Consider the following 22318-nt stretch of genomic DNA (forward strand, 5'->3'; position numbering starts at 1 on the left):
TAACCTTTTTCCGGCTTACTTGGAAGGCGACTTTCGGGGATGAACCTCCAGTCTGAAGCCAGGTCTCACGCGAATATGATGAAATCTGCCGGTTCTGCGGTTGCGAAATGTGTCAGCGCCACTCAAATGTCGGCCATGCGCATTTTGTCGACCGCCGCTCTCTACCTGCTCCTTGCTGCAGCGTTCCAGACTTCCGCCTCCGCGACCGCCAGCGACTGGGTGGAGGTTGAAGGCGGCCGCGTCAGGCTGGTGACCGCCGGCGCGCCCGACGCCGGCGGGACGTTGCAGGGCGTCCTGGAAATCGACCTGCATCCCGGCTGGAAGACCTACTGGCGCGATCCGGGCTATGCCGGCGTGCCGCCGCAGATCGATGTTTCCCGGAGCATCAATGTCACCGCCGCCGAGATGCGCTTTCCGGCGCCCGAGCGTTTCGACGACGGCTTTTCGAAATGGGCAGGTTACAAGCACCCGGTGGCGTTTCCCGTTACTTTCACGCTGAAGACGCCGGGCGAGCCGACGCAAATCGAGGCCGATGTGTTCCTCGGCATCTGCGAGACGATCTGCATTCCCGTGAAGGGCACCTTCGCGCTCGACCCCGCCAACGACCCGGACAACGCCGACCACCAGGCGCTAGTCACGGCGGCAGTCGAAACGCTTCCCGGCGCGGCGCGGCCGGATTTCGGCGTGACCGTACGGAGAGCCGACAACAAGCAGTTGACGGTCGAGGCAGCCTTGCCCGGCGACGCGGCGCCTGCCGAATTCTTCGTCGCCGGCGAGCAAGGCTACATATTCGGGACGCCGGAACGCGCCGAAAAAGACGGCAGGACGGTCTTCACCGTGCCCATCGTCGAACGGCCGGACACCAAACCCGCCGAGGGCGCGCTCCACTACACATTGTCGACAGCCACAGGCGCTGTCGAAGGCACCCTTCCCTATCCGTGAATTCGGCCGCATCTTCTGGTTGCCCAGGCAGCCGGAAGCCGGTACGCATCCTGCGGAACAGATCCCAAATCCGAGGTAAAGAGATGACCATTGCCGTAGGCCAGAAACTGCCCGATGCGACCTTCAAGATGCTGGCCGCCGATGGCGCCAAGAACGTCACCACCGGCGAATTCTTCGCAGGCAAGAAAGTCGTGCTGTTCGGTGTTCCCGGAGCCTTCACGCCGACCTGCAGCAACAACCACCTGCCGGGCTATCTCGAAAACCACGACGCTATCCTGGCGCGCGGCGTCGACAAAATAGCCGTCGTCGCCGTCAACGACCATCATGTGATGACCGCCTGGGCGCGCTTCACCGGCGGTGAAGGCAAGATCGACTTCCTGGCCGACGGCAATGGCGATTTCGTCAAGGCGCTCGGCCTCGACATCGATCTCAGCGTAGGCGGCCTCGGACTTCGCTCGAAGCGCTTCTCGATGATCGTCGAGGACGGCAAGGTCACGGCGCTCAACATCGAGGATGCGCCCGGCCAGGCCGTCGAGTCCGGGGCTGCGAAGCTGCTCGAACAGCTCTGACGTAATCAACCCCATAGCGCGGCCCGGAAGCCATCGGCGGTTTTCGGGCTGTTCCCCGGATCAGTAGCTCTGGGTCGAACGCCGCGTTTTCTTCGCCGGCGGTTTGTCGCCGGCGGCCTGCCTCAACGGGTCGGGCTTTGCCGCCTTCCTCAGCGGATCGGGCGCGGCGACCATCTTTCGCTGCGGCTTGAACGGCGCCATGCCGAGGCGCGCCAGTTCATCGGCGCGTTCGTTTTCGGCATGGCCGGCGTGGCCCTTGACCCAGTGCCACGTCACCTTGTGGCGTTTGTTGGCCTCATCCAGACCCTGCCAGAGCTCGCCGTTCTTCACCGGCTTCTTGTCGGCGGTCTTCCAGCCGTTCTTCTTCCAGCCGTGGATCCATTTCGAGATCCCGTCCATGACGTATTTGCTGTCCGTGTAGAGGTCGACCGTGCACGGCTCCTTCAGCGCATTCAGTCCCGAGATCGCCGCCAGCAGTTCCATGCGGTTGTTGGTTGTGACCGCCTCGCCGCCGGAAAGCTCCTTGGTGGTGCCATTGAAACGCAGGATGGCGCCCCAGCCGCCCGGGCCGGGATTTCCGGAACAGGCGCCGTCCGTGAATATTTCGACCGATTTCATGCTTCACCAAGTCCATATTCGGAAGCCGAGCGGATCTGCCGCTGGAAACGCAGCCGCCTTATGTATTCGAACGGATCGCGTTTCTGCACCAGCGCCCCATCAGGAATGGTCAGCCAGTCGTAGAGCCTGGTCAGCATGAAACGCAGCGCCGAACCGCGCGCCAGCATGGGCAGCGCGTCTTTCTCCGCGGCAGTCAGCGGCCGCACGCTCTGATAGCCTGCCAGAAGCGCTGTACCCTTGGTGAGGTTGAAGGCATGGTCCTTCTCGAAGCACCAGGCGTTGAGGCAGGTCGCCAGATCGTAGGCGTAAAGATCGTTGCAGGCGAAATAGAAGTCGATCACCCCGGACAGCCGGTCGCCGAGGAAAAACACATTGTCGGGAAAAAGATCGGCGTGGATCACACCCGAAGGCAGGTCTGACGGCCATCTGGCCGAAAGTTCGGCGAAATCGGCATCCACTTCCGCCACCAGCCCCGGCTCCACTTCGTCGGCGCGCGGCCGCGCCCCGTCCCAGAGCTTGCGCCAGCCCTCGACCGACAGGGCGTTGGGACGGCTCAGCGGAAAATCGGCGACGGCCAGATGCATGCCGGCCAGCGCCTTGCCGACCTCGCGGCAATGCGTCACCGTCGGGCGGCGCATCCACATGCCTTCCAGAAAGGTGATCAGGGCGGCGGGCCGCCCGGCGATTTTGCCGATGACGGCGCCATCGCGGCGATGCACCGGCAGCGGGCAATTGATGCCCTTCCTCGCCAGATGATCCATCAGCCCGAGGAAGAACGGCAGGTCGGCCGCGTCCACCCGCTTCTCATAAAGCGTCAGGATGTAGGCGCCGCTCGCCGTATGCAGCAGGAAGTTGGAATTCTCCGAGCCTTCCGCGATGCCCTTGTAGGAAAGCAGCTGGCCGACATCGTAGTTCTTGAGGAAGGCTTCGAGTTCGCCCTCCGTTATGTCCGTGTAGACCGCCACGAGGTCAGGCCATTCCGTTAACGAAAGCCATGTCGGCGGCCGTCAGTTCGACATCGCGCAGAACCCGCATGACCGGGAAATCCTCCGTCTCGGTCGCAGTCACCGCCAGTTCGACCGTCACGTCGAAACGATCACGGAACGCGTTGATGATCTCGTCGACGATGATCTCCGGAGCGGAAGCCCCCGCCGAGAGGCCGAGCGTCGAAATCCTGCCGATCTCATCCCACGGAATTTCGGCGGCGCGCTGCACGAGAAGCGACATCTTCGCCCCGGCACGCTCCGCAACTTCGACAAGCCGGCGCGAATTCGAGGAATTCGGCGCCCCGACGATCAGGAACAGATCGGCGCCGGGTGCTGTCTCCTTCACCGCCTCCTGGCGGTTCGTGGTGGCGTAGCAGATCGATTCGGCGGCGGGCGCCTGCATCTGCGGGAACCGCTCCTGCAGCGCCTTCAGCAGGCCGGCAGTGTCTTCCACCGAAAGGGTCGTCTGGGTGACGAAGCCCAGCGCCGAAGGGTCGGCTGGCTTGAAATTGGCGACATCGGCATCGGTCTCGATCAGCGTGACGGCGCCTTCCGGCAACTGGCCCATCGTGCCGATCACTTCCGGATGCCCGGCGTGCCCGATCAGAAGCACATGGCGGCCGAGCCGCTGGTGCCGCATCGCCTGCTTGTGCACCTTGGATACCAGCGGGCATGTCGCGTCGAGATAGAAAAGCTCGCGTTCGCGCGCATCCTCAGGCACCGATTTCGGCACGCCATGCGCTGAAAACACCACCGGGCTGGCGCGATGCTCCGGCGGGATCTCGGAAAGCTCCTCGATGAACACGGCGCCGAGGTTCTGCAGCCCCTCCACGACGTAGCGGTTGTGCACGATCTCATGGCGGACATAGACCGGCGCGCCATATTTCTTCAGCGCCAGCACGACGATCTGGATCGCCCTGTCGACGCCGGCGCAAAAGCCGCGCGGCTGGCACAGCCGTATCGTCAGCGGCGATCTGGTGGATGTTGCGTCCATTGTTGTCCGGTACTCCGAGGCAATGCGGAAATGATGCGTGCCATGCCCTCCTGTCAAGGGCGCGTCGCGTCACACCGCCTTTCGGCGCCGGTACAGCCAGATGCCGAGAACGCCGGCGAGCGCGGCCGCCAGCCCATACCAGGTGACGGCATATTGCAGGTGGCTGTTGGGCATGTCGATCATCGTCACGCCGCCCTGCGGGAGGCCACCGGGATTGGGTTGGGAATCGGCATCGATGAAGAACGGCACGACGCCGCGGTCGACATCGAGGCCGGACAGCACCGCCATCGCCCGCAAGTCCTTCCAGAAGAAGATGTTCTTGTCGGGATCGTTGTCGGGCAGCATCGCCGACGGCTTGCCGGGAAGCGGATTGCGCGCCAGCCCCTTCACCGTCTGGACGCCCGTCACCTGGCCCTGCTGGCGTGTCGAAGCATCCTTCTTGTCGAACGGCACGAATCCGCGATTGACGAAGACGGAGCGTCCCGTCTCGAGCCGCAGTGGCGTATAGACGTAATAGCCCGACGCACCCTGCCAGGTGGCAAAGAAATGCCGTTCGGCTTCGTGCATGAACTCGCCGGTCACGACGACCGGCGTGTAGTCGACGTCGCCGGTTCTCCCATATTGCAACTCGACGTCCTCAAGGGACAGCGGCTCGGCCTTCGTCCGCTGGTCAATCGTCGCAATCAGCGCCTCCTTCCATTGCAGGCGCTGCAGCTGCCAGGTGCCAAGCCCGATCAGCATGGCGAAGACGATGCCGGCAAGGACCAGCGCCAGCCAGGGGAAGCGTGCGTGCGTGTGGCTCGCTCCTTTCACCGTCGTGCTCACCGCGACCTGTCCCAGCGGCCTTCCTCGGCCTTGTTGGCGTATTGAAGCGTGATCAGCACGCCCTTGATGAGCCGCAGCGCCGGCAGGCAAAGCGTAAAGGTGAGCGGTATCCAGATGATGAAATGCACCCAGAGCGGCGGATTCACCGAGACTTCGGTCCACAACGCGAACCCAACGACGATGAAGCCGATGATCAGCATGACGAAGATGGCCGGACCGTCGGCCGGATCAGCAAAGGAATAGTCGAGCCCGCAGGTTTCGCATTCCTTGCCGACCGCCAGAAAGCCCTTGAACAGCCTGCCCTCGCCGCAACGCGGGCAGCGCCCCATAAGGCCTGCCCTGATCGGCTCCACAGGCGGCCAGGTCTTGTCGTCGCTCATTGTCGGTCCTGCCCGATCATGGGCTGATCTCGATCGGCGTGCCGTCGGCGACCGTGTCCCAGATCTCTTTCATCTCTTCATCGGTGACGGCGATGCAGCCGTTTGTCCAGTCGAACATCTGAAACAGCCACGCCCACCAGCCAAATCCCTTCGCCTGGCCGTGGATCATGATGTCGCCGCCTGGCGAGACGTCTGCCTTGCGCGCCCTCTCCTTGTCCTCCTCGTTCGGGTAGGAGATGTGGATCGACCGCGTGAAGGCGCTCTTCGGGTTGCGCCAGTCGAGGATATAGCGGCCTTCCGGCGTGCGTTCGTCGCCCTCCTGGTTCTTGTGACCGACCGGATTGGCGCCGAGCGCGATGGCGTAGGTTCGCAGCACCACGCCATCAGCCAGCAGTTCCATACGGCGGTCGGATTTGTCGACCCGGACCAGATCGGCCTTTTCCGCTGCCGCCTCGCCGGCGAGTACGGAAAAGACCAACGCGCCGAGGGTGCGAATCTGACTGCCGGACATGGCGGGAACTTCACGCAACATTACGCCGAAAAAGAGAAGGCGGCTGTGTCGCCACCGCCGCCTCCGCATTCCAGGCTGGACGCGCCGTCAGCCGTGCGCGACCGGCGCTCCGGACGAAGCCCACACATAGACACAGGCGAACAGGAACAGCCAGACGACGTCGACGAAGTGCCAGTACCAGGCCGCCGCCTCGAAGCCGAAATGCTGCTTCGGCGTGAAGTCACCCCTCATCGCCCGCAGCAGGCAGACCAGCAGGAAGATGGTGCCGACGAAAACGTGGAAACCGTGGAAGCCGGTCGCCATGTAGAAGGTCGCGCCGTAGATGGAATCCTTGAAGCCGAACGGCGCGTGCATGTACTCGTAGGCCTGCACCATCGAGAACAGCACGCCGAGAGCCACCGTCAGCACCAGGCCCCAGACCAGGCCCTTGCGGTCGTCGTGCAGGAGGGCATGGTGCGCCCAGGTCACCGTGGTGCCGGACAAGAGAAGGATGATCGTGTTGTAGAGCGGCAGGTGGAAGGGATCGAGGACCTCGACGCCCTTCGGAGGCCAGACACCGCCGGTGAAGGCTTCGCGGGCATACTGCGCCGTTTCGTTGGGGAACAGACTGGCGTCGAAGAACGCCCAGAACCAGGCGACGAAGAACATCACCTCGGAGGCGATGAACATGATCATGCCATAGCGCAGATGCAGCGACACGACCCGCGTATGGTGGCCTTCGTGGGCTTCCTTGATGGTGTCCGACCACCACGAATACATGGTGTAGAGCACGATCGCGAGGCCGATGAAGAACAGCCACGGGTTGGCGAGGTTGATGCCGAAGAACGGGAAGTCGCCGGCCTTCAGATACTGCATCCAGGCAACGCCACCGATCGCCATGACGAGCGCACCCACCGAACCGATGAACGGCCACGGGCTTGGATCGATGATGTGATAGTCGTGCTGCGGTTTTGCGTGTGCGTCAGCCATGTCAGCCCCCGGTGGAGTTTGCTGGTGCTTTCCCGTCTTCCGCCTTTGGCGCGGTCGCCACCGGCTTTTCCCCCTCGATCGGGAAGAAGGTGTAGGAAAGCGTGATCGTCTTGAGGTCCTTGAGTTCCGGCACGTCGACGATGTCGGGATCGACATAGAAGACGACCGGCATGTCGAGCGTTTCGCCCGGCTTCAGCGTGGTGTCGGTGAAGCAGAAGCACTCGACCTTGTTGAAATAGGCGCCCGCCATCTCGGGCGTGACGTTGAACGACGCACGGCCGTTGGTTGGCGTGTCGAAGATGTTCTTCGCCTTGTAGGAGATTTGCGTGGTCTCGCCGATCTTCATCGTGACGTCGCGCTGGACGGGCTGGAAGTCCCACGGCAGGCCGCCCGAAACATTTGCGTCGAAACGCACGGTGATTTCACGGTCGAGAACGCGGTCGGAATATTGCTCGACGCGCTGCGTGGTACCGCCGTAGCCGGTGACCTGGCAGAACATCGCGTAGAGCGGCACCGCGGCATACGCCATGCCGACCATGCCGGCGATGAACGCTAAGCAGGCGACGGCAACCGCGCGGTTGCTGCGCTCTTTCCCGGTTTCCGTCGAGGTCGGCTGGTCGCTCATTATTGACGTCTCACATCGCCCGGTCGAACAACGCCGGGGCGAACTTCGCGATGCTGCCGAAATAGACGACGACCACAAATGCCGCCAACGCCAGCGCGATGGCGATCGAGCGGCTGCGGCGCGCCTTCTTCTGGCTGTCGGTCAGTGTCACCATGTCTTCATCCCGCACTGGTCAGGCTCCCGCCAGCACCATCCAGCGGGCCACAAGGCTGTCCGCGAGATAGGCGGCGAAAATGCCGAAAAGATAGAGCAGCGAATAGGCAAACAACGCCTTCGCCGGACGCATCCTGGCATCGCCGGCTGGCATCGCCAGCACCTTCCAGGCGTACCAGACGAAACCCACGCCAAGCGCCAGCGCGACGATGCCATAGGCAGCACTCGTATAGCCGAGCACCCAGGGCAGCACGCCGACAGGGGCCACCAGCAGCGCATAGGCAAAAATCTGCCGCTTCGTCGACGCGTGACCGGCGACATTCGGCATCATCGGGATGCCGGCGCGGCCGTAATCTTCAGACTTGAACAGCGCAAGCGCCCAGAAATGCGGTGGCGTCCACAGGAAGATGATGAGGAACAGGATCACGCTTTCGAGGCTGATCGTGCCGGTGGCCGCGGCCCAGCCGATCATCGGCGGGAATGCGCCGGCGGCGCCACCGATGACGATGTTCTGCGGCGTCGCCCGCTTCAGCCACATCGTATAGACGACCACGTAGAAGAAGATGGTGAAGGCAAGCATCGCCGCCGCCGGCCAGTTGACCAGTACGCCGAGCGTCAGCACCGAAAGCGCGGACAGCACCAGGCCGAAGGTCAGCGCTTCGCCGGGCTGCACGCGACCGGCCGGAATCGGCCGCGACGCCGTGCGCGACATCACCCGGTCGATGTCGGCGTCGTACCACATGTTGAGCGCACCGGAGGCGCCTGCCCCGACCGCGATGCTGAGGATCGCGATGATTGCGATCAGCGGATTGACGGCGACCGGCGTGGCGGCAAGTCCGACGAACGCCGTGAACACGACCAGCGACATGACACGCGGCTTCAGCAGGGCGAAGAAATCGCCCGCCGTCGCTTCCGACATGACTATGCCGGAATCGTCCAGTCGATTGTGGTGAACCACGGCCATGCGTACGAGTTCCAGTCTCTCCGTTTGGCCGAAGCCGCCGACAGGGCCGACGGCTTCGAAATCAATTCCTGCCGATCACTTGATCTTCGGCAGCTGCTCCCACTGATGGTATGGCGGCGGCGAAGGCAGCTGCCATTCCAGCGTCGTCGCACCCTCGCCCCAGGGATTGGCGCCGGCAACGCGCTTCTTCGAGAACGCCTCGAACACGCCGTAGAGGAACACCAACACGCCGACGGCCGAAATGTAGGAGCCGTAGGAGGAGACCATGTTCCAGCCCGCGAACGCGTCGGGGTAGTCGATGTAGCGGCGCGGCATGCCGGCAAGGCCGAGGAAATGCTGCGGGAAGAAGATCAGGTTCACGCCGATGAAGGTGACCCAGAAGTGGGTGTTGGCGATCATCGGCGAGTACATGTAGCCGGTCATCTTCGGGAACCAGTAATACCAGCCCGCAAAGATCGCAAAGACGGCGCCCAGCGACAGCACGTAGTGGAAATGGGCCACCACGTAGTAGGTGTCGTGCAGCGAGCGGTCGAGGCCGGCATTGGCGAGCTGGACGCCAGTGACGCCGCCCACGGTGAACAGGAAGATGAAGCCGATCGCCCAGAGCATCGGCGGCTTCATGGTGATCGAGCCGCCCCACATGGTGGCGATCCAGGAAAAGATCTTCACGCCGGTAGGCACCGCGATGACCATCGTGGCGAACACGAAATAGCGCTGTGTGTCGAGCGACAGGCCGGTGGTGTACATGTGGTGGGCCCACACGACGAAGCCGACCGCACCGATAGCCACCATCGCGTAGGCCATGCCGAGATAGCCGAAGATCGGCTTCCGCGCAAAGGTCGAGACGATGTGGCTGATGATACCGAAGCCCGGCAGGATCAGGATGTAGACTTCCGGGTGACCGAAGAACCAGAACAGGTGCTGGAACAGGATCGGGTCGCCGCCGCCCTCAGGCGCGAAGAAGGTCGTGCCGAAGTTGCGGTCGGTCAGGAGCATGGTGATGCCACCTGCCAGAACCGGCAGCGACAGAAGCAGCAGGAAGGCGGTGATCAGCACCGACCAGGCAAACAGCGGCATCTTGTGCAGCGTCATGCCAGGGGCGCGCATGTTGAAGATGGTGGTGATGAAGTTGATGGCGCCGAGGATCGACGAGGCGCCGGCGATGTGAAGCGACAGGATCGCCAGATCCATCGCTGGTCCGGGCTGGCCGGATGTCGATAGCGGCGGATAGATGGTCCAGCCGCCGCCGACGCCATAGGCGCCCGGAGCGCTCGGCATGAAGGCCGACAGGATGAGCAGGATGAAGGCCGGCGGCAGCAGCCAGAACGAGATGTTGTTCATGCGCGGGAACGCCATGTCCGGCGCGCCGATCATGATCGGCACCATCCAGTTGGCGAAACCGCCGATCAGCGCCGGCATGACCATGAAGAAGATCATGATCAGGGCATGCGCGGTGGTGAACGCATTGTACATGCTCTTGCCACCGTCGACAGCGGCATCGCCGTTCAGGCCGTAGACCATCTGCGCCAGACCGGTGAAGATCTGGACGCCAGGCTCCTGCAGCTCCATGCGCATGACGACCGACAGGGCGGCGCCGATGATGCCCGCGCAGATCGCGAAGATCAGGTAGAGCGTGCCGATGTCCTTGTGGTTGGTGGAATAGACCCAGCGGACCCAGCCCTTGGGCTTGTGGTCGTGGTGGCTATGATCGTCGTGAGCTGCCGCGCCTGCCATGTTCCGCTCCGTTCCTTATTCCTTCTCGGTCCGCGGCATCAGTTGCCGGCGACCGCCACGTTCCGCTTGGCTTCGACTTCCGCCATAAGCGCCTTGTTGGCGCCGTTGAGGTCGGTCTTGGCCGCAGCGAACCAGGTGTTGTACTGCGCGTCGGAGACGACGCGGATGGCGATCGGCATGTAGGCGTGATCCTTGCCGCAAAGCTCGGAGCACTGGCCGTAGTAGAGACCTTCCTTGCGCGCCTTGAACCAGATCTCATTGATGCGGCCGGGCACCGCGTCGGTCTTCACGCCGAACGCCGGCATGGCGAAGGCGTGCATCACGTCGCTTGCCGTCACCAGGACGCGCACGGTGGAATCGACCGGCACGACAACCTCGTTGTCGACGGCCAGAAGCCGCGGATAAACGCCACGATCCTCCTTGCCGGCGGCCGCACGGTCGCCGTCGGCAAGCATTGCCGAATTGAAAGAAAGCGGCTCCTCGACCTGATATTCATAGTCCCAGTTCCACTGGTTGCCGGTCGCCTTGATAGTCAGCTTGGGCTCTTCCGGCGGCGTATACTGCGCCGTCAGCAGCTGGAAGGACGGGATTGCCAGGAACAGCAGCACCACGACCGGACCGACAGTCCAGATGACCTCGATCAGCGTGTTATGGCTGGTCCGCGACGGGGTCGGATTGGCGCTCGCGCGGTACTTGATGATGCACCAGGCAAGCAGCGCCAGCACCAGCAGTGTAATCGGAATGATGAACCAGAGCGTATAGCGCTCGAACCACTCGATCTGTTCCATGATATCGGTGGCGGCTTCCTGGAAGCGCCACTGCCACGGCGTCGGCTGATCAGCAAATGCTGTGGCGGTCGTGAAGAACGCGGCCAGAGCAGTTGCGCCCGCAAAAAATTTCCTCATCGCCCTCTTCTTCTCCCAATTCACCGCGGTAAAGCGTGCCCGCGAACGTGGAACGACGCCGGAACGGGAATCCCGGAGCCTGTTGGGGCGTTCAAACCATACTCTCTTTCCGACCGCAAGAAAGGAGCGGCGGAAACTGTGCGGCATTTTTGCGCGCAAAGGACGGCGCCAGGTAAGCATCATTGCGGCGCTGATGTGCAGCCGAGCGCGCCGGGCAAAGGGCACGAGGTTTTGGAGATACAGGCGCTCGTCGCAATTCAGGCGGATTTTCATGACGAATGTCGTGGAAACTCGCCAATTCAGCAGGCTTCCACAACCTGCCTGTTCTTTTACTTGCCAAGGTCGCGGTCTAGAGTGCCGTGATTCGCACGGAGCCACCATGGAATTCAGGCTTTTCAATTCGAGGACAGCGTTCCTTGTCCTTGCCGCTACTTTCGGGCTGGCGCTCCCGTCTGCTGCGCAGCAACCGCAGCAGAGCGGAACGGTCAAGTCGACGCATGGCGCCTGGTCGATCATCTGCGACACGCCGGCCGGCGCAACCGCCGAGCAGTGCGCGATGATGCAGAACGTCGTCGCCGAGGACCGCCCGGAAATCGGCCTGTCGGTCGTCGTGCTGCGCACCGCCGACAACAAGGCGGAAATCCTGCGCGTGCTGGCGCCGCTCGGGGTCCTGTTGCCGAACGGGCTTGGACTGAATGTCGACGGCAAGGATATCGGCCGCGCCTATTTCGTGCGCTGCTTCCAGGACGGCTGCTACGCCGAGGTCATTCTCGAAAAGCCGCTGCTCGACACGCTGAAGACCGGCAAGGCCGCCACCTTCATCGTCTTCCAGACGCCGGAGGAAGGCGTCGGCATCCCGGTCGACCTCAAGGGTTTCGGCGAAGGTTTCGCAGCACTTCCCTGATCCGTCCTTGTTCCATCCATTGCCGAATGGAGCTTGCGCGCCTACATCGGTGCTGAGATTTTTGCGGCATTGAGAATGGACGCTTCGATGGACAGCCTGCTCAAGCAATTCGATATTTCCGACGATCGTATCCGCCGCATCGTGGCCGAGACGATCGAGGGCGCCGACGACGGCGAACTTTACCTCGAATCGAGCCAGAGCGAATCGCTGGTCTTCGACAATGGCCGCCTGAAGACCGCTAATTTCAATACCGACCAGGGGTTCGGCCTGCGCGCCGTCGCCGGCGAGGCGACCGGCTACGCGCATTCCAGTGAACTGTCCGAGGCGGCGCTGTTGCGCGCGTCAGGCGCGGTTTCAGCCGTCAAGGGCGGTTATTCCGGCACGCTCGCCGCCGCACCCGCACGCACCAACCGCCATCTCTATGGCGAGGAAAACCCCATCGCTTCGCCCTCCTTCGAGGAAAAGGCGAAGCTGCTGCAGGAAATCGATGCGTTCCTGCGCAACAAGGATCCGAGGGTGCGCCAGGTGACGGCGTCGCTCGCGTCTTCGTGGCAGCATGTCGAGATCCTGCGCGCCGACGGCCAGGCGGTGCGCGACGTGCGCCCGCTGGTGCGCATGAATGTTTCGGTGGTCGTCGGCGACGGCGACCGCCAGGAAACCGGCTCCTATGGCATGGGCGGGCGCAAGGGTTTCGGCGAATTCGTGGCCGAGGACAGCTGGAAGTTCGCCGCCGACGAGGCGTTGCGCCAGGCGCTGGTCAACCTCCAGGCGATCCCAGCGCCTGCCGGCACGTTCGATATCGTGCTGTCCTCCGGGTGGCCGGGGGTCATGCTGCACGAGGCCGTCGGCCACGGGCTGGAGGGCGACTTCAACCGCAAGAAGACCTCCGCCTTCGCCGGCCTGATGGGCCAGCAGGTGGCTTCGAAGGGCGTCACCGTGGTGGACGACGGCACGATCAGCGAACGGCGCGGCTCGCTCACCGTCGACGACGAGGGCACGCCGACCAACCGCACGGTGCTGATCGATGACGGCAGACTGGTCGGCTACATGCAGGACCGCCAGAACGCTCGGCTGATGGGCATGGCGGCCACCGGCAACGGCCGCCGCGAATCCTACGCGCACCAGCCGATGCCGCGCATGACCAACACCTACATGACCGCCGGCGACATGGACCCGGCCGAAATCATCGCCTCGGTGCAGAACGGCATCTATGCCGTCTCATTTGGCGGCGGCCAGGTCGACATCACATCGGGCAAATTCGTGTTCGGCTGCACCGAAGCCTACATGATCGAAAACGGCAAGGTGACCCAGCCGATCAAGGGCGCCATGCTGATCGGCAACGGGCCGGACGCCATGCACCGGGTCACCATGGTCGGCAACGACATGAAACTCGACACCGGCATCGGCATGTGCGGCAAGGCCGGACAGGGCGTGCCGGTCGGCGTCGGCCAGCCGCATCTGCGCATGAACCAGATGACGGTCGGCGGCACGCGGGCCTGATGCCCGGTTCCTCGAAAGCGGTTCCCCGCCTCTCGCGATCAATGCTCTACAGCGCGTCTCGCCGAATGGGATTCGGCGGCCGCGCTGTAGCTTCAGTTGTGCATGTCGTTTGTCCCGAAACCGATGACACTTTCGGGCGACATGCATTAGATAGCCCCCAGTGATTCCACCGGGAGGCTGAAATGAACCCGCCACCGCCGCTGATCGACCAGCGCTTCGTCGCCGGTTTCCTGCTCGGCCCGCTGCTTGGTGCAATTCTGCATGCGGCGATCGCCGGCGTTTTTGCGGGCACCGGCACGCACGGCTTCTTCTATTACCTCGCAACCTCGCTTGCCTATGGCTACGCCACCAGCCTGTTCCTGCTTTTGCCGGCATTCCTGGTCCTCAGGCACTACCGGCTCGATCTCTGGCCGCTGTGCGTGGCTGTCGGCCTGGCCACCGGCTACGTCTTCTATCTCGCCGTCTTCCGTGCGCCGACGTCGTCATCCAACATGAGCTCGCTGCTCCTGTTCGGCATAATGCCGTTCCTGTTCATCGCCTGCTCCATCCGCCTGATCGCCGGCCGGCGCGCTTGAGCAAATTCCGACGGATCGTCATCCTCACCGGCGCGGGCATTTCGGCCGAATCCGGCGTCGACACGTTTCGCGACAAGGACGGCATCTGGTCGAAGGTCGACTACCGCGACGTGGCGACACCACAAGGTTTCCACCGAAACCCCGCGCTGGTTCACGAATTCTACAACGAGCGCCGCCGTCGCATGGCCGACGTGCAACCGAACGCGGCGCATATCGCACTGGCGCGGCTGGAGCGTGAATTTGCCGGCGATTTCCTGCTGGTTACGCAAAACATCGATGATCTGCACGAGCGCGCCGGCTCGCGAAAGCTGGTTCACATGCACGGCGAGCTGGCCGGGGCATGGTGCACCAATTGCGGCACCCGATGCGAATGGCATGACGACCTTTCCACCAGAGTTCCCTGCCTCGCCTGTCACGTCGCCGGTTTCATGCGCCCCGATGTCGTCTGGTTCGGCGAATTCCCCTCCCGGATGGACGAAATCGAAACCTCGATCGGCGCCTGCGACCTGTTCGTCTCCATCGGCACCAGCGGTAATGTCTATCCCGCCGCAGGCTTCGTCGAAGAAGCGCGCAACGCTGGCGCCCATACAGTTGAGCTCAATCTCGAACCGTCCGAAGGGCACAATCTGTTTGCCGAAGCCGAACACGGCAGGGCGACCGAAATCGTACCCGCCTTTGTCGAACGGCTGCTTGGCAAGGGGTAGAGCCGGCTACCGCCGCTTCCGCGGCTTCTCCAGCAGCGCCACGGCCTCGACATGCGGCGACCACAGGAACTGGTCGATGGGCGTCACGCTTTTCAGCTTGTAGCCGCCCTCCATCAATATTTTCAGGTCGCGCGCCAGCGTTACCGGATTGCAGGAAACGGCGGCGACAAGCGGTACGTCCGAGCGGGCGAGTTGCTTCGACTGGTCCTCGGCGCCGGCGCGCGGCGGGTCGAACACCACGCCGTCGAACGCATTGAGCTCCTTGAAGGTGAGAGGGCGGCGGAAAAGATCGCGCTTTTCCGCGGTGATACGTTTTACACCCGATGCGAAACGGAAACCGCGATCGAGTGCTGCCAATGCCGCTGCGTCGCCTTCCACGGCGTGGATTTCCGATTTTTTCGCCAGCCGCAGTGCGAATGCGCCGGCGCCTGCAAAGAGGTCAGCGACCTTCTTGGCCTTGCCGAGATGGCCGGCGACAAGATCCGCCATCACCGCTTCGGCGGACGCCACCGCCTGCAGGAAACCGCCGGGCGGCGGGAAAACCGAAACGTCGCCGAAAAGGATCGTCGGCTTCCTCGGCTCGACGATGATCTCGCCGTCGACGGAAAGCCGCGAAAAACCTTCGCGGATGACAAAATCCGACGCCAGGGTTCGCGCATTGTCGGCGAGCTTTCCCGATTCGGCCGCCGCGATGTCGAGGCCGGAAGCGGTCTGCGTCACCGTCAGGTGGAATGGCTTCGGCGTCTTGCAGATCAGTCCGGCCAGCATTTTGAGCCGGCCCAGCGCCGCGACGATCTCCGGCACGGCGATCGGGCATTCCTCGATGTCGACGATGGTGTGGGAATGGGCGCGGTTATAGCCGAGCAGCATGCCCGTCTCGGTGCGGCGGGCAGAAAGGGTGACGCGCCGGCGCGACGCAGGCTGGCATGGAACGGTTGCGGCGACATCAACCTCGATGCGCTCGCGCTTCAGCGAGTCGACGACCTTGGCGCGCTTCCAGTCGTTATAGGCGGCAGGCTCCAGGTGCTGCACGGCGCAGCCGCCGCACTCGCCGAAATGCCGACAGGCCGGCTCCACCCTCAGCGGCGACGGTTCCAGCACGGCCATCAGCGTCGCACGATCCTTCTCGCGCGCCGCGGTGACCACTTCGCCCGGCAGTGTGAAAGGCACGAAGACCGGCCCGGTTTCGGTGTTGGCAATGCCGTCACCCTGCCCGCCAAGCCGGTCGATTGCGAAACGTGTGTTCATCGATCCTTCACTCCGGCCAGCAGAAATTCGCGGTTTCCGTCGCCGCCCTCGATCGGCGAGGCAACGGTGCCTACGGCGCGCCACCCTGGAAAGGCATCGAGCCAACGCCTGCGCTCCTCGGCGATCCGATCCGCGTCGGCGGGGTCGCGCAACAGCCCGCCCTTGCCGATGGCTTCACGCCCGGCCTCGAACTGCGGCTTGACCAGAAACACCCCCCTCGCATCCGGCGCCGCGAGCCCGAGTGCCGGCGGCAAGGCCAGCTTCAGCGAAATGAAACTCACGTCCGAGACCAGAAAGTCCGGCCTTGTTTCCCCTATGTTTTCCACCGTCAGGTCGCGTGCGTTCAGGCCTTCGATGCAGGTTACGCGGCGGTCGGCTTTCAACGCCGCGTCCAACTGTGCGTGGCCGACATCGATCGCGACGACATGTGCCGCGCCCCGCTCCAGCAGCACCTGGGTAAAACCGCCGGTCGAGGCGCCGATGTCGAGCGCATGGCAGCCAGCGGGATCGAAGCCGAAATGGTCGAGACCGGCGATCAGCTTCAGCGCTGCCCGCGACACATAGGCTTGCGCGGGATCGTCGACAGCGATCGACGCCGTCGCCGCAACTGCCTGCCCGGGCTTGGCGGCGGCGCGGCCGTCGACCGTGACTGTGCCGCGCTCGATGGCGTCGCGGGCGCGCGAACGGCTGGCAAAGAGGCCGCGGCTGACGAGCAGTTCGTCAAGCCGCAAACGTTCCTGTCCGGATTGGCTGGTTTTCATCGGCCTTCATTGGCGAAAGCCCGCACCGAATGCAACAAGGCGGCCTTCAGTATGTGATCGCCGCCAGCCGCAGTGGCGCCGTCATCGGGTTGGCTTCACTGGCAGCCCGCACGCGTTCGGTGTGCAGGGCGACCAGCAGCGGGCCCATGTCCGTGGCGAGCGGCCCTCGGATGTCGCCGATCCTGCGGGCGACGATGCGCATCACCGCCTTTTCCAGCGTGCGGTCGTAGGACGGGCGCTCGAAATGGATCTTCCTGACCAGCACCTCGCCGGCCAGAGCCGGCGCAATCCCGCAAACGGCGACAACCGCTGCGATAAGAAATCTTCGCATGATTGAAATAGCTCCCCTGTCCCGGGAGCGATTTCTACAGATCGCGCGCTAAAAAACGACCAAGAGAAAGGGTAAGCGAAACGCCAACCGGCATCGTAAACACCCGGTATAGTTGTCGGGCGCCGGTCAATCTGTAGTTGGCGCGAAAATTATGCCCTGACAGCCCGTGCCTGATTGCCGAGTGCGGCAAACACCGTGCGAACGATGCCCGTGGCATCGAGGCCGGCGTCGGCATACATCTTTTCCGGCTTGGCATGATCGGTGAATTCGTCGGGCAGCATCAGCGGCCGCACCTTCAACCCGCTGTCCAGCAGGCCCTCTGTCGCCAGGAATTGCAGCACATGGCTGGCAAAACCGCCGATCGATCCTTCCTCGACGGTGATCAGCACTTCGTGCGAGCGCGCCAGACGGCGGATCATGTCTTCGTCCAGCGGCTTGGCGAAACGCGCATCCGCCACGGTCGCGGACAGCCCGGCGGCGTCAAGTTCTTCGGCCGCCATCAGGCAATCCTGCAATCTGGTGCCAAACGACAGCAGCGCAACCTTGGTGCCTTCCTTGACGATGCGGCCCTTGCCGATCTCCAGCACCGAGCCGCGCTCGGGCATCTCGACGCCAACGCCGTTGCCGCGCGGATACCGGAAGGCGATCGGGCCTTCGTCATAGTCGGCGGCGGTGCGCACCATGTGGCGCAGTTGGGCCTCGTCGGCCGCTGCCATCACGACGAAACCCGGCAGCGAGGCGAGATAGGTGATGTCGAAGGCGCCGCAATGGGTCGGTCCGTCGGCGCCGACAAACCCGGCGCGGTCGATCGGAAAGCGCACCGGCAGTTTCTGGATCGCCACGTCATGGACCACCTGGTCATAGGCGCGTTGCAAGAAGGTCGAATAGATCGCCGCGAAAGGCCTGTAGCCCTCGGTCGCCAGCCCGGCTGCGAAGGTGACGGCGTGCTGCTCGGCGATGCCGACGTCGAAGGTGCGTTCGGGGAACGCCTCGCCGAACAAATCGAGCCCGGTGCCGGACGGCATCGCCGCGGTTATGGCGACGATCTTCTCGTCGTGGCGCGCTTCCTGGATCAGGCTGTCGGCGAACACCTTGGTATAGCTCGGCGCATTGGCCGGCGCCTTGGCCTGCGCGCCGGTGATGACGTCGAACTTGTTGACGCCGTGATATTTGTCTGCGGAAGCCTCGGCCGGGCCATAGCCCTTGCCCTTCTGGGTCACCACATGGATCAGCACCGGTCCGTCTATCGTGTCGCGCACGTTCTTCAGCACCGGCAGCAGATGTTCCAGATTGTGGCCGTCGATCGGCCCGACATAGTAGAAGCCGAGCTCCTCGAACATTGTGCCGCCGGTCCAGAAACCGCGCGCGAATTCTTCCGAGCGGCGGGCCTTTTCCTCGAGGAATTTCGGCAGCCGCTTGGCCAGTTGCTTGGCCGTTTCACGCAGCGAGCGGTAGGTCTTGCCGGAAACCAGCCGCGCCAGATAGGCGCTCATGGCGCCGGCTGGCGGCGCGATCGACATGTCGTTGTCGTTGAGGATGACGATCAGCCGGGCATCGAGCGCGCCGGCATTGTTCATCGCCTCATAGGCCATGCCCGCCGACATGGCGCCGTCGCCGATCACGGCGATGACATTGTTCTTGCCGCCGGAAAGGTCGCGGGCGACCGCCATGCCGAGGCCGGCCGAGATCGAAGTCGACGAATGCGCGGCGCCGAACGGGTCGTATTCGCTCTCCGCCCGCTTGGTGAAACCTGAAAGCCCGTCTTCCTGTCGCAGCGTGCGCATGCGGTCGCGGCGGCCGGTCAGTATCTTGTGCGGATAGGCCTGGTGGCCGACATCCCAGATCAGCCGGTCCTTCGGCGTGTCGAAGACATGGTGCAACGCCACTGTGAGTTCGATGACGCCAAGCCCGGCGCCGAGATGGCCTCCGGTGTGCGAGACGATGTCGATGAGGTCGGCACGCAACTCGGCGGCAAGTTGCGGCAATTCGCTCTCGGGCAGCTTGCGCAGGTCCGCCGGAATGCGAACGGTATCCAAAAGCGGGGTTTTCGACGGCTGATTCACGATATTGAAGCCTGCTTGCTCGGCTAAAGTCGTTTTCCGGGATAGAACCTCGCCCCCGGAAAGTAAATGTGCGCTGGTGACGCGCCCCAATTTACGCGAAAGGCGTCAATATTCGGGCAAGGGGATGAATTCTTCCTCGTCGCCCGGAACAATGTCGAAACGGCCGGTTTTCCACTCTTGCTTGGCCTGTTCGATGCGTTCCTGCGAGGATGAGACGAAATTCCACCAGATATACCGCTTGGAACCCAGCGACGCGCCGCCGAACAACATGAAATGCGCGCCACCTTCCGACGAAACCACGATCTCGTCGCCGGGGCGGAACACCAGAAGCCGGTCGGGGTGGAAGCGATCGCCGGAGATGATCACGCTGCCTTCCAGGATGTAGATTGCGCGCTCCTCGGCGTCGGCGGGGATTTTGACGCTGGCGCCCGGCGCCAGCCTGAGATCGGCGTATAGCGTATCCGAATGTGTGGCGACCGGCGAACGCATGCCGTCGAATTCACCGATGACGACACGGCCTGAAATGCCGTCCGCGTCGATAACCGGAAGCGCCGTTCGCAGCGTATGGTCGAAAAGCGGGTCGATCTCCTCCTTGTGGTCCGGCAGCGCCAGCCATGTCTGCAGTCCAGAAATCGACAGCGGGTGGCCGCGCATTTCCTCCGGCGAACGCTCGGAATGCACGATGCCGCGGCCGGCCGTCATCAGGTTCACGTCGCCCGGTTCGATCACCATTTCGGTGCCGAGCGAATCGCGGTGCCGGATGTTGCCGTCGAACAGATAGGTGACCGTCGACAATCCGATATGGGGGTGTGGGCGCACATCCAGTGCCTGGCCTGCCCGCAGGATCGCAGGGCCCATGCGGTCGAAGAAGATGAACGGCCCGACCAGCCGGCGCTTGGCGGTCGGCAGGGCACGCCGCACCTCGAAGCCGCCGATGTCCTTGGCGTTGGCGATCACCATCAGTTCAATGGCGTCGCAGGAGAATGCGTCGCCCGGCTCGGGATCACGTGCGGGAAAGAAGCTCATAACCGCATCCTAGGGTGTGTTGATATTCAGGTTAGGCCGAGCCGAAAATGGTGGATTTCGAGAACCGGAGCGCAGTTTACATTTGGGTACGTGAGCACCGGAAGCGCAGAAAGCCGCCATTTGCAGGCCGGCATCACCTGAATCCCAACACATCCTAGAACGATACGAGCGAACGACAAGCGTTATGCGTTTGCGAACCGCAGCGCCGAGCGCGCTTTCGCCTTGGCGGCTTCTTCCTCGCGGTTGCGCGGGTGCTGATGCGTTTCCATCGAATGCAGCAATTCGTGCGCTGCCTCCGCGATCTGATCGACGGCACGGTAGAACGCTTCCTCGTTCTTCTTCGAGGGTTTCGTCGAACCACTCAACTTGCGGACAAATTGCAGCGCGGCGTCACGGATCTCGTCATGCGTCGCCGGCGGATCGAAATTGAACAATGTCTTGATGTTGCGGCACATCGCCTGCTCCCGGGTTTTTCCATCGACCGTTTGCTTGCCCCTAAACTGGGTGCGACATGCCGCAAGGTCAAGCTATTCCCCGTCGAGCGGTTCTGTTCCCACCGGCTTGCCGTCTCGAGACAGCCTGATCTTCTCGACCTTGTCCTCGGCTGCCTTCAGCAGGCGGTCGCAATGCGCCTTCAGCGCTTCTCCGCGCTCGTAGATGCGGATCGACTGGTCGAGCGGCACGTCGCCGCGCTCCAGATCGTCGACGATCTCCTCCAGCGCGGCAAGCGCCTGCTCGAAGCTCATGGCCTTGATATCATTGTTCAATTCGTCGGCCATCGCCTACCCTTTCATCAGTCTTTTTACATGGGCGCCGACCGAAAAAGCCAGGCCCTGCAGGTCGTAGCCGCCTTCCAGCAGACTTACCAGCCGGCTGTTCGAAAACCGCGCCGCGCGCTCCATCAATTTGCCGGTGGCCCAGTCGAAATCCTCCTCGGTGAGGTTGATCTCGGCCAGGGGATCGCGGTGATGGGCGTCGAAACCCGCCGAAATGACGATCAGGTCGGGCCGGAAATTGTCGAGCGCTGGCAAAACGCGCGACAGGAACGCGTCGCGAAACGTGTCGCTGCCGGTCTGCGGCGCCAGCGGCGCGTTGACGATGTTGCCGGCGCCGGTCTCAGACTTGGCGCCGGTGCCGGGATAAAGCGGCATCTGATGGGTCGAGCAGTAGAGCACCGTCGGATCGTCCCAAAAAATGTCCTGGGTGCCGTTACCGTGATGCACGTCCCAGTCGACGATGGCCACCCGTTCGGCGCCGTGCCGGCGTTGCGCATAACGAGCCGCGATGGCCGCGTTGTTGAACAGGCAGAAGCCCATCGCCGTGGTTTTCTCGGCATGATGGCCGGGCGGACGCGAAGCGACGAACACATTGTCGGCGACGCCGGCAAAAACATCGTCGACCGCGGCGTTGGCCGCACCGATGGCGGCAAGGGCCGCCTCCCAGCTTTTCGGGCTGACGGATGTATCGGCATCGACCCGCACGATGCCATCCAGGGGAATTGCCCTGCGAATCTTCGCCACGAACTCTTGCGGATGTGCGTAGAGGATCGTCGCCTCGTCGCCTGCCGGCGCTTCGACGCGGTCGAGTTCAAAATAGGCTTCGTCCTCCAGCACCCGGGCGATGGCCCGCAAGCGGTCCGGTCGCTCGGGGTGGCCCGGCGGGGTGAGGTGCTCGAGGTAGATCGGGTGCGAATAGAACCGTGTGGTCATCCCCCCAGTCTAAACGGCTATGGCGGCTTAGGCCACGTCGGGCGCTGCGTTGGCTGGGGAAATCGTCGCCTCGCCGGCAGGTGTCGTCGTGTCTGGAGGTGGCTTTCGCCGCGATGAGCGGTAGGATGGCGTCCGCCAGGTGCCCGCAGCAATGCGGGAGAATCGGGAACACGGTGAAATTCCGTGGCGTGCCCAACGCTGTAGGAGGGACTGCGCCGGCAAGGTCACTGCTTCTTTTAAGGAGTGGGAAGACGCCGGACGCGGGACGATCTCAAGCCAGAAGACCGGCCAGGCAAAAAGAGTCGTCCCGCATGGTCAGGCG

General features: G+C 63.4%; 26 protein-coding genes and 1 riboswitch. Of the genes, 6 read left to right on the plus strand and 20 right to left on the minus strand.

From position 1 onward, the window contains the following. The first annotated feature begins 126 nt into the window (after positions 1-126). A complete protein-coding gene (locus F3H98_RS23540; RefSeq protein WP_188130534.1) occupies positions 127-942 on the plus strand; it encodes a protein-disulfide reductase DsbD domain-containing protein in 816 nt (271 codons plus the stop codon). Between the two features lie 83 nt (positions 943-1025). Further along, on the plus strand, positions 1026-1511 hold the full coding sequence (locus F3H98_RS23545) for a peroxiredoxin (protein ID WP_149762777.1): 486 nt from the start codon (positions 1026-1028) through the stop codon (positions 1509-1511). A 60-nt stretch (positions 1512-1571) separates the two neighbouring features. Here F3H98_RS23545 and rnhA read toward each other — a convergent pair whose 3' ends face one another. The 12 genes from rnhA to coxB form a co-directional block, all read right to left on the minus strand. Then, the gene (gene rnhA / locus F3H98_RS23550) at positions 1572-2129 is read right to left on the minus strand and encodes a ribonuclease HI (protein WP_149762778.1); all 558 of its coding nucleotides are present in this window, start codon (positions 2127-2129) and stop codon (positions 1572-1574) included. After that, complete coding sequence (locus tag F3H98_RS23555; RefSeq protein WP_149762779.1) at positions 2126-3094, minus strand: homoserine kinase; 969 nt, start codon at positions 3092-3094, stop codon at positions 2126-2128. Before F3H98_RS23555 ends, rnhA begins: the two co-directional genes overlap by 4 nt. A 4-nt stretch (positions 3095-3098) precedes the next feature. Continuing rightward, a complete protein-coding gene (gene ispH / locus F3H98_RS23560; RefSeq protein WP_149762780.1) occupies positions 3099-4109 on the minus strand; it encodes a 4-hydroxy-3-methylbut-2-enyl diphosphate reductase in 1011 nt (336 codons plus the stop codon). A gap of 69 nt (positions 4110-4178) precedes the next feature. Beyond that, positions 4179-4934: an SURF1 family protein gene (locus tag F3H98_RS23565; protein WP_425294867.1), complete on the minus strand. Its 756-nt coding sequence runs from the start codon at positions 4932-4934 to the stop codon at positions 4179-4181. Further along, complete coding sequence (locus tag F3H98_RS23570; RefSeq protein WP_149762781.1) at positions 4931-5314, minus strand: DUF983 domain-containing protein; 384 nt, start codon at positions 5312-5314, stop codon at positions 4931-4933. The genes F3H98_RS23565 and F3H98_RS23570 overlap by 4 nt, the downstream gene beginning before the upstream one ends. Positions 5315-5330: 16 nt before the next feature. Next, positions 5331-5825 (minus strand): L,D-transpeptidase family protein, encoded by a 495-nt coding sequence (locus tag F3H98_RS23575; RefSeq protein WP_210249705.1) that lies wholly within the window; start codon positions 5823-5825, stop codon positions 5331-5333. A gap of 87 nt (positions 5826-5912) precedes the next feature. Continuing rightward, positions 5913-6794, minus strand: coding sequence for a cytochrome c oxidase subunit 3 (locus F3H98_RS23580; RefSeq protein WP_149762783.1), 882 nt, complete (start codon positions 6792-6794; stop codon positions 5913-5915). 1 nt (position 6795) lies between these two features. Beyond that, a complete protein-coding gene (locus tag F3H98_RS23585; protein ID WP_149762784.1) occupies positions 6796-7419 on the minus strand; it encodes a cytochrome c oxidase assembly protein in 624 nt (207 codons plus the stop codon). Between the two features lie 10 nt (positions 7420-7429). Continuing rightward, positions 7430-7573: a hypothetical protein gene (locus tag F3H98_RS31245; RefSeq protein WP_188130535.1), complete on the minus strand. Its 144-nt coding sequence runs from the start codon at positions 7571-7573 to the stop codon at positions 7430-7432. Between the two features lie 18 nt (positions 7574-7591). Beyond that, complete coding sequence (locus tag F3H98_RS23590; RefSeq protein WP_149762785.1) at positions 7592-8536, minus strand: heme o synthase; 945 nt, start codon at positions 8534-8536, stop codon at positions 7592-7594. 75 nt (positions 8537-8611) lie between these two features. Next, positions 8612-10270, minus strand: a complete 1659-nt coding sequence (gene ctaD / locus F3H98_RS23595) for a cytochrome c oxidase subunit I (protein WP_149762786.1) — start codon at positions 10268-10270, stop codon at positions 8612-8614. A 38-nt stretch (positions 10271-10308) separates the two neighbouring features. Then, positions 10309-11175 (minus strand): cytochrome c oxidase subunit II, encoded by an 867-nt coding sequence (gene coxB / locus F3H98_RS23600; protein WP_149762787.1) that lies wholly within the window; start codon positions 11173-11175, stop codon positions 10309-10311. Positions 11176-11554: 379 nt separating this feature from the next. On the opposite strand from coxB, the gene F3H98_RS23605 reads away from it, so the two are divergent. The 4 genes from F3H98_RS23605 to F3H98_RS23620 all read left to right on the plus strand — a co-directional run bounded on the left by F3H98_RS23605 (position 11555) and on the right by F3H98_RS23620 (position 14858). Next, entirely contained in the window at positions 11555-12079 is a 525-nt protein-coding gene (locus F3H98_RS23605) for an invasion associated locus B family protein (protein WP_244621859.1), read from the plus strand. 87 nt (positions 12080-12166) lie between these two features. Further along, positions 12167-13579 (plus strand): metalloprotease TldD, encoded by a 1413-nt coding sequence (gene tldD / locus F3H98_RS23610; RefSeq protein WP_149762836.1) that lies wholly within the window; start codon positions 12167-12169, stop codon positions 13577-13579. 182 nt (positions 13580-13761) lie between these two features. Next, positions 13762-14154: a hypothetical protein gene (locus tag F3H98_RS23615; RefSeq protein WP_149762788.1), complete on the plus strand. Its 393-nt coding sequence runs from the start codon at positions 13762-13764 to the stop codon at positions 14152-14154. Continuing rightward, the gene (locus F3H98_RS23620) at positions 14151-14858 is read left to right on the plus strand and encodes an NAD-dependent deacylase (protein ID WP_149762789.1); all 708 of its coding nucleotides are present in this window, start codon (positions 14151-14153) and stop codon (positions 14856-14858) included. The genes F3H98_RS23615 and F3H98_RS23620 overlap by 4 nt, the downstream gene beginning before the upstream one ends. A gap of 6 nt (positions 14859-14864) precedes the next feature. Here F3H98_RS23620 and F3H98_RS23625 read toward each other — a convergent pair whose 3' ends face one another. From F3H98_RS23625 to F3H98_RS23660, 8 genes are all read right to left on the minus strand, one after another. Beyond that, positions 14865-16106 (minus strand): class I SAM-dependent RNA methyltransferase, encoded by a 1242-nt coding sequence (locus F3H98_RS23625; RefSeq protein WP_149762790.1) that lies wholly within the window; start codon positions 16104-16106, stop codon positions 14865-14867. Then, the gene (locus F3H98_RS23630; RefSeq protein WP_149762791.1) at positions 16103-16867 is read right to left on the minus strand and encodes a TlyA family RNA methyltransferase; all 765 of its coding nucleotides are present in this window, start codon (positions 16865-16867) and stop codon (positions 16103-16105) included. Before F3H98_RS23630 ends, F3H98_RS23625 begins: the two co-directional genes overlap by 4 nt. A gap of 46 nt (positions 16868-16913) precedes the next feature. After that, entirely contained in the window at positions 16914-17198 is a 285-nt protein-coding gene (locus F3H98_RS23635; RefSeq protein WP_149762792.1) for a hypothetical protein, read from the minus strand. A gap of 149 nt (positions 17199-17347) precedes the next feature. Beyond that, entirely contained in the window at positions 17348-19261 is a 1914-nt protein-coding gene (gene dxs, locus F3H98_RS23640) for a 1-deoxy-D-xylulose-5-phosphate synthase (RefSeq protein WP_149762793.1), read from the minus strand. 105 nt (positions 19262-19366) lie between these two features. Next, the gene (locus F3H98_RS23645; protein ID WP_149762794.1) at positions 19367-20287 is read right to left on the minus strand and encodes a pirin family protein; all 921 of its coding nucleotides are present in this window, start codon (positions 20285-20287) and stop codon (positions 19367-19369) included. 182 nt (positions 20288-20469) lie between these two features. Beyond that, positions 20470-20742: a DUF2277 domain-containing protein gene (locus F3H98_RS23650; RefSeq protein ID WP_149762795.1), complete on the minus strand. Its 273-nt coding sequence runs from the start codon at positions 20740-20742 to the stop codon at positions 20470-20472. A gap of 72 nt (positions 20743-20814) precedes the next feature. Then, positions 20815-21066 carry an exodeoxyribonuclease VII small subunit gene (locus tag F3H98_RS23655; protein ID WP_149762796.1) on the minus strand — a complete coding sequence of 84 codons (252 nt, stop codon included), beginning with the start codon at positions 21064-21066 and terminating at the stop codon, positions 20815-20817. A gap of 3 nt (positions 21067-21069) precedes the next feature. After that, positions 21070-21996, minus strand: coding sequence for a histone deacetylase family protein (locus tag F3H98_RS23660; protein WP_149762797.1), 927 nt, complete (start codon positions 21994-21996; stop codon positions 21070-21072). Between the two features lie 120 nt (positions 21997-22116). Further along, a riboswitch (cobalamin riboswitch) is annotated at positions 22117-22303 on the plus strand. The last annotated feature ends 15 nt before the right edge of the window (positions 22304-22318 follow it).

This window comes from Neomesorhizobium albiziae, from assembly GCF_900114255.1.
In the GTDB taxonomy this organism is placed as follows: domain Bacteria; phylum Pseudomonadota; class Alphaproteobacteria; order Rhizobiales; family Rhizobiaceae; genus Neomesorhizobium; species Neomesorhizobium albiziae.

Excerpts from the sequence above, each read along its gene's own strand:
- F3H98_RS23580 (WP_149762783.1), bottom strand. The coding sequence starts at position 6,794 with ATGGCTGACGCACACGCAAAACCGCAGCACGACTATCACATCATCGAT.
- rnhA (WP_149762778.1), bottom strand. The coding sequence starts at position 2,129 with ATGAAATCGGTCGAAATATTCACGGACGGCGCCTGTTCCGGAAATCCC.
- F3H98_RS23585 (WP_149762784.1), bottom strand. The coding sequence starts at position 7,419 with ATGAGCGACCAGCCGACCTCGACGGAAACCGGGAAAGAGCGCAGCAAC.
- F3H98_RS23540 (WP_188130534.1), top strand. The coding sequence starts at position 127 with ATGTCGGCCATGCGCATTTTGTCGACCGCCGCTCTCTACCTGCTCCTT.
- ctaD (WP_149762786.1), bottom strand. The coding sequence starts at position 10,270 with ATGGCAGGCGCGGCAGCTCACGACGATCATAGCCACCACGACCACAAG.
- F3H98_RS31245 (WP_188130535.1), bottom strand. The coding sequence starts at position 7,573 with ATGGTGACACTGACCGACAGCCAGAAGAAGGCGCGCCGCAGCCGCTCG.
- F3H98_RS23615 (WP_149762788.1), top strand. The coding sequence starts at position 13,762 with ATGAACCCGCCACCGCCGCTGATCGACCAGCGCTTCGTCGCCGGTTTC.
- F3H98_RS23630 (WP_149762791.1), bottom strand. The coding sequence starts at position 16,867 with ATGAAAACCAGCCAATCCGGACAGGAACGTTTGCGGCTTGACGAACTG.
- F3H98_RS23590 (WP_149762785.1), bottom strand. The coding sequence starts at position 8,536 with ATGGCCGTGGTTCACCACAATCGACTGGACGATTCCGGCATAGTCATG.
- F3H98_RS23650 (WP_149762795.1), bottom strand. The coding sequence starts at position 20,742 with ATGTGCCGCAACATCAAGACATTGTTCAATTTCGATCCGCCGGCGACG.
- coxB (WP_149762787.1), bottom strand. The coding sequence starts at position 11,175 with ATGAGGAAATTTTTTGCGGGCGCAACTGCTCTGGCCGCGTTCTTCACG.
- F3H98_RS23660 (WP_149762797.1), bottom strand. The coding sequence starts at position 21,996 with ATGACCACACGGTTCTATTCGCACCCGATCTACCTCGAGCACCTCACC.
- F3H98_RS23545 (WP_149762777.1), top strand. The coding sequence starts at position 1,026 with ATGACCATTGCCGTAGGCCAGAAACTGCCCGATGCGACCTTCAAGATG.
- F3H98_RS23570 (WP_149762781.1), bottom strand. The coding sequence starts at position 5,314 with ATGAGCGACGACAAGACCTGGCCGCCTGTGGAGCCGATCAGGGCAGGC.
- F3H98_RS23605 (WP_244621859.1), top strand. The coding sequence starts at position 11,555 with ATGGAATTCAGGCTTTTCAATTCGAGGACAGCGTTCCTTGTCCTTGCC.
- tldD (WP_149762836.1), top strand. The coding sequence starts at position 12,167 with ATGGACAGCCTGCTCAAGCAATTCGATATTTCCGACGATCGTATCCGC.
- F3H98_RS23635 (WP_149762792.1), bottom strand. The coding sequence starts at position 17,198 with ATGCGAAGATTTCTTATCGCAGCGGTTGTCGCCGTTTGCGGGATTGCG.
- F3H98_RS23625 (WP_149762790.1), bottom strand. The coding sequence starts at position 16,106 with ATGAACACACGTTTCGCAATCGACCGGCTTGGCGGGCAGGGTGACGGC.
- F3H98_RS23655 (WP_149762796.1), bottom strand. The coding sequence starts at position 21,066 with ATGGCCGACGAATTGAACAATGATATCAAGGCCATGAGCTTCGAGCAG.
- F3H98_RS23575 (WP_210249705.1), bottom strand. The coding sequence starts at position 5,825 with ATGTCCGGCAGTCAGATTCGCACCCTCGGCGCGTTGGTCTTTTCCGTA.
- ispH (WP_149762780.1), bottom strand. The coding sequence starts at position 4,109 with ATGGACGCAACATCCACCAGATCGCCGCTGACGATACGGCTGTGCCAG.
- F3H98_RS23645 (WP_149762794.1), bottom strand. The coding sequence starts at position 20,287 with ATGAGCTTCTTTCCCGCACGTGATCCCGAGCCGGGCGACGCATTCTCC.